General features: G+C 62.7%; 2 protein-coding genes. Both read left to right on the plus strand.

The genetic code is table 11. The annotated features are described in order from the left end of the window. Positions 1-41 precede the first annotated feature (41 nt). Complete coding sequence (locus P1U55_RS15745; RefSeq protein WP_301048589.1) at positions 42-3008, plus strand: 2-oxoglutarate dehydrogenase E1 component; 2967 nt, start codon at positions 42-44, stop codon at positions 3006-3008. 3 nt (positions 3009-3011) lie between these two features. After that, on the plus strand, positions 3012-4359 hold a 1348-nt coding region (gene odhB / locus P1U55_RS15750; protein WP_301048590.1), incomplete at its 3' end, for a 2-oxoglutarate dehydrogenase complex dihydrolipoyllysine-residue succinyltransferase.

A 4359-nucleotide genomic window follows, 5' to 3' on the forward strand; every position in this document is an offset into this window, starting at 1 on the left:
GGGTTCATCCGCCTGCGGCCTTCAACCTGTCAGGTGCCCCAATGACCGACCAATCCCCCAACGACCAGTTCCATGCCTCCTCCTTCATGCAGGGGCACAACGCGGAATATCTTGAGCAGCTTTACGCCAAATACGCCGATGACCCGAATTCGGTTGATGGCGCATGGGCCGAGTTCTTTCGCCAGTTGGGCGATGCCGAAATAGATGTGAAGGCCGAGGCAACCGGCCCCTCCTGGGCGCGCGCCGATTGGCCGCCCGTGCCCGGCGATGATCTCACCGCCGCGCTCACCGGCGAGTGGCCCGCCGCTCCCACCGATGAGGGCAAAGGCGCCGCCAAGAAGATCAAGGATGCCGCCGCCGGGCAGGCCGCGTCGGTCACCGATGAGGCGGTCCGCACTGCCGTGCTCGACAGTATCCGCGCCATCATGCTGATCCGCGCCTACCGGATCCGCGGCCACCTCGTCGCCGACCTTGATCCGCTCGGCATGCAGGATCAAACCCCCCATCCCGAGCTTGATCCAAAGAGCTACGGCTTCACCGACGCCGACATGGACCGCCCGATCTTCATTGATCAGGTGCTGGGCCTCAAGTTCGCCTCGCTGCGCCAGATCATCGACATCGTGCGCCGCACCTATTGCGGCACCTTCGCGCTGCAATACATGCACATCTCCAACCCCGAAGAAGCCGCTTGGCTGAAAGAGCGCATCGAGGGGCTGGGCAAGGAAATCGCCTTCACCCGCGAGGGCCGCAAAGCGATCCTCAACAAGCTGGTCGAGGCCGAGGGTTTTGAAAAGTTCCTTCACGTCAAATACATGGGCACCAAGCGTTTTGGCCTTGATGGCGGTGAAAGCCTCGTGCCCGCGATGGAGCAGATCATCAAGCGCGGCGGTTCGCTCGGCGTGCAGGACGTTGTGATTGGCATGCCCCACCGGGGCCGCCTTTCGGTGCTGGCCAATGTGATGGCCAAGCCCTTCCGCGCGATCTTCAACGAGTTTCAGGGCGGCAGCTTCAAGCCCGAAGATGTGGATGGCTCGGGCGATGTGAAATACCACCTCGGCGCCTCGTCAGACCGTGAGTTTGATGGCAACAAGGTTCACCTGTCCCTCACCGCCAACCCCTCGCACCTTGAGGCCGTAAACCCGGTGGTGCTGGGCAAGGTCCGCGCCAAGCAGGACCAGTTGAACGACGCCGAGCGCAAGCAGGTTCTGCCGGTGCTGCTGCACGGCGATGCGGCCTTCGCCGGCCAGGGCGTTGTGGCCGAGTGCTTTGGCCTCTCCGGCCTGCGCGGCCACCGCACCGGCGGCACCATTCATATCGTGGTGAACAACCAGATCGGCTTTACCACCGCGCCGCACTTCTCGCGGTCGTCGCCCTACCCCACCGATATCGCCCTGATGGTCGAAGCGCCAATCTTCCACGTCAACGGCGATGACCCGGAGGCCGTGGTTCACGCCGCCAAGGTGGCCACAGAGTTCCGCCAGAAGTTCCACAAGGACGTGGTGATAGATATCTTCTGCTACCGCCGCTTTGGCCACAACGAGGGCGATGAACCGATGTTCACCAACCCGTTGATGTATAAAGAGATCAAAGGCCACAAAACCACCCTCAGCCTTTATACCGAGCGTCTGGTCAAGGATGGCCTGATCCCCGAGGGCGAGATCGAGGATATGAAAGCCTCGTTCCAGAGCTACCTCAATGATGAATTCGAGGCAGGCAAGAACTACAAGCCCAACAAGGCCGATTGGCTCGATGGCCGCTGGTCCCACCTCGACAAACGTTCCGATGAGTATCAGCGCGGCGAAACCGCGATTTCCCCGGAAACCTTCAAGGAGATCGGCGAGGCGCTCACCCGTGCGCCCGAGGGCTACGCAACGCACAAAACCGTCAAGCGGATGCTCGATACCAAGGCCCGCATGATCGAAAAGGGCGAGGGCATTGATTGGGCCACCGGCGAGGCGCTGGCCTTCGGCTCCCTGCTGACCGAGGGCTACCCGGTGCGCCTTGCGGGCCAGGACAGCACCCGCGGCACCTTCTCGCAGCGCCACTCCGCCTTCATCAGCCAGGATACCGAAGAGCGCTACTACCCGCTCAACCATATCCGCTCGGGCCAGGCACAATATGAGCCGATCGATTCGATGCTCTCCGAATATGCCGTGCTCGGGTTCGAATATGGCTACTCGCTGGCCGAGCCAAACGCGCTCACCCTGTGGGAAGCGCAGTTCGGTGATTTCGCCAACGGCGCGCAGATCATGTTTGACCAGTTCATTTCCTCGGGTGAAAGCAAATGGCTGCGCATGTCGGGCCTCGTCTGCCTGCTCCCCCACGGCTATGAGGGCCAGGGCCCCGAGCACTCCTCGGCCCGCCTTGAGCGCTTCCTCACCATGTGCGGGCAGGATAACTGGATCGTCGCCAACTGCACGACCCCGGCCAACTATTTCCACATCCTGCGCCGCCAGTTGCACCGCAGCTTCCGCAAACCGCTCATCATGATGACGCCCAAGTCGCTGCTGCGTCACAAACTGGCGGTGTCGCGCACCGAAGAGTTCGTCACCGGCTCCAGCTTCCACCGCGTCCTCTGGGATGACGCCCAGCACGGCAACTCCGAGACCACGCTCAAACCGGATGACAAGATCAAACGCGTGGTGATGTGCTCGGGCAAGGTCTACTACGATCTGCTTGAGGCACGCGATGCGGCGGGCGTTGATGATGTTTACCTGCTGCGCATCGAGCAGTTTTACCCCTTCCCGGCGATCAGCCTCGTGAAAGAGCTTGAGCGTTTCACCGGGGCCGAAATGGTCTGGTGTCAGGAAGAGCCCAAGAACCAGGGCGCCTGGTCCTTCATCGAACCCAATATCGAATGGGTGCTCGGACGGATCAACGCCAAGCACGGCCGCCCGGTCTATGCCGGTCGCGCCACCTCCGCCTCGCCTGCCACGGGCCTGGCATCGCAGCACAAAGCACAACAGACAGCGCTCGTGAATGACGCGCTCGGCATCGAAGGAAACTGATCAATGAGCACTGAAGTCCGCGTGCCCACTTTGGGCGAAAGCGTTACCGAAGCCACCGTCGCCACATGGTTCAAACAACCCGGCGACAGCGTGGCCGTTGATGAAATGCTCTGCGAGCTGGAAACCGATAAAGTCACCGTCGAGGTGCCCTCGCCCGCCGCTGGCACCATGGGTGATATCGTCGCCGCCGAGGGCGAAACCGTTGGCGTTGATGCGCTTCTGGCCACAATCTCCGAAGGCGGCGAAAAGGCCGCCGCGCCCGCGCCAAAGGCCGAAGAGGCGCCCGCCGATGAGGCCGCACCCAAAAACGAAGACGAAAGCGCAAACGATGCCGGTGGTGACAGCATTGATGTGATGGTGCCCACACTGGGCGAAAGCGTCACCGAGGCCACCGTCGCCACATGGTTCAAACAGCCCGGCGATAGCGTCGAGGCCGATGAAATGCTCTGCGAGTTGGAAACCGACAAGGTCTCCGTCGAAGTCCCCGCCCCCGCCGCTGGCGTTCTGGGCGAGCTTCTGGCCGCTGAGGGTGACACCGTTGAAGCAGGCGGCAAGCTGGCCACCATGACGACCGGGGCAAGTGGCAACAAGGCCGCCGTCTCCAAACCCGCCGCAGGCGGGGAGGAAAAAGCCGCGCCCCAGGCCCCCGCCTCCGCAACCGCGAGCAAGGGCAGCAAAGACATCGAAAACGCGCCATCGGCCAACAAGATGATGGCCGAAAAGGGCCTCTCCGCCGATCAGGTGGAAGGCTCCGGCAAGGATGGCCGCGTGATGAAAGAGGATGTCATGAAGGCCGCGAAAGCCGGCACCAAGGCCGCCTCTGCCCCCGCGCCCGCCTCGGTGCCCCGCGCCCCGGTCGCGGCCGAGGATGAGTCCCGCGAGGAGCGCGTGAAGATGACACGCCTGCGCCAAACCATCGCCCGCCGCCTGAAAGACGCGCAAAACGCCGCCGCGATCCTCACCACCTTCAATGAGGTCGACATGACCGAGGTGATGGAGCTGCGCAACGAGTACAAGGACCTCTTCCTCAAGAAGCACGGCGTCAAGCTGGGCTTCATGTCGTTCTTCACCAAGGCCTGCGTCCACGCCCTGCGCGAGGTGCCCGAAGTCAACGCCGAGATCGACGGCACCGACATCGTCTATAAAAACTTCGTCCACATGGGCATCGCCGCAGGCACGCCGCAAGGCCTCGTGGTGCCGGTGATCCGCAACGCCGACGCGATGAGCTTTGCCGAAATCGAAAAAGCCATCGCCGAAAAAGGCGCACGCGCCCGTGACGGCAAGCTCTCGATGGCCGAAATGCAGGGCGGCACCTTCACCATCTCCAACGGCGGCGTCTACGGCTCGCTCA

Origin of the sequence: Vannielia sp. (genome assembly GCF_029212645.1) — a bacterium.
In the GTDB taxonomy this organism is placed as follows: domain Bacteria; phylum Pseudomonadota; class Alphaproteobacteria; order Rhodobacterales; family Rhodobacteraceae; genus Vannielia.

Coding starts and splice junctions, on each gene's coding strand:
- P1U55_RS15745 (WP_301048589.1), top strand. CDS start 42: ATGACCGACCAATCCCCCAACGACCAGTTCCATGCCTCCTCCTTCATG.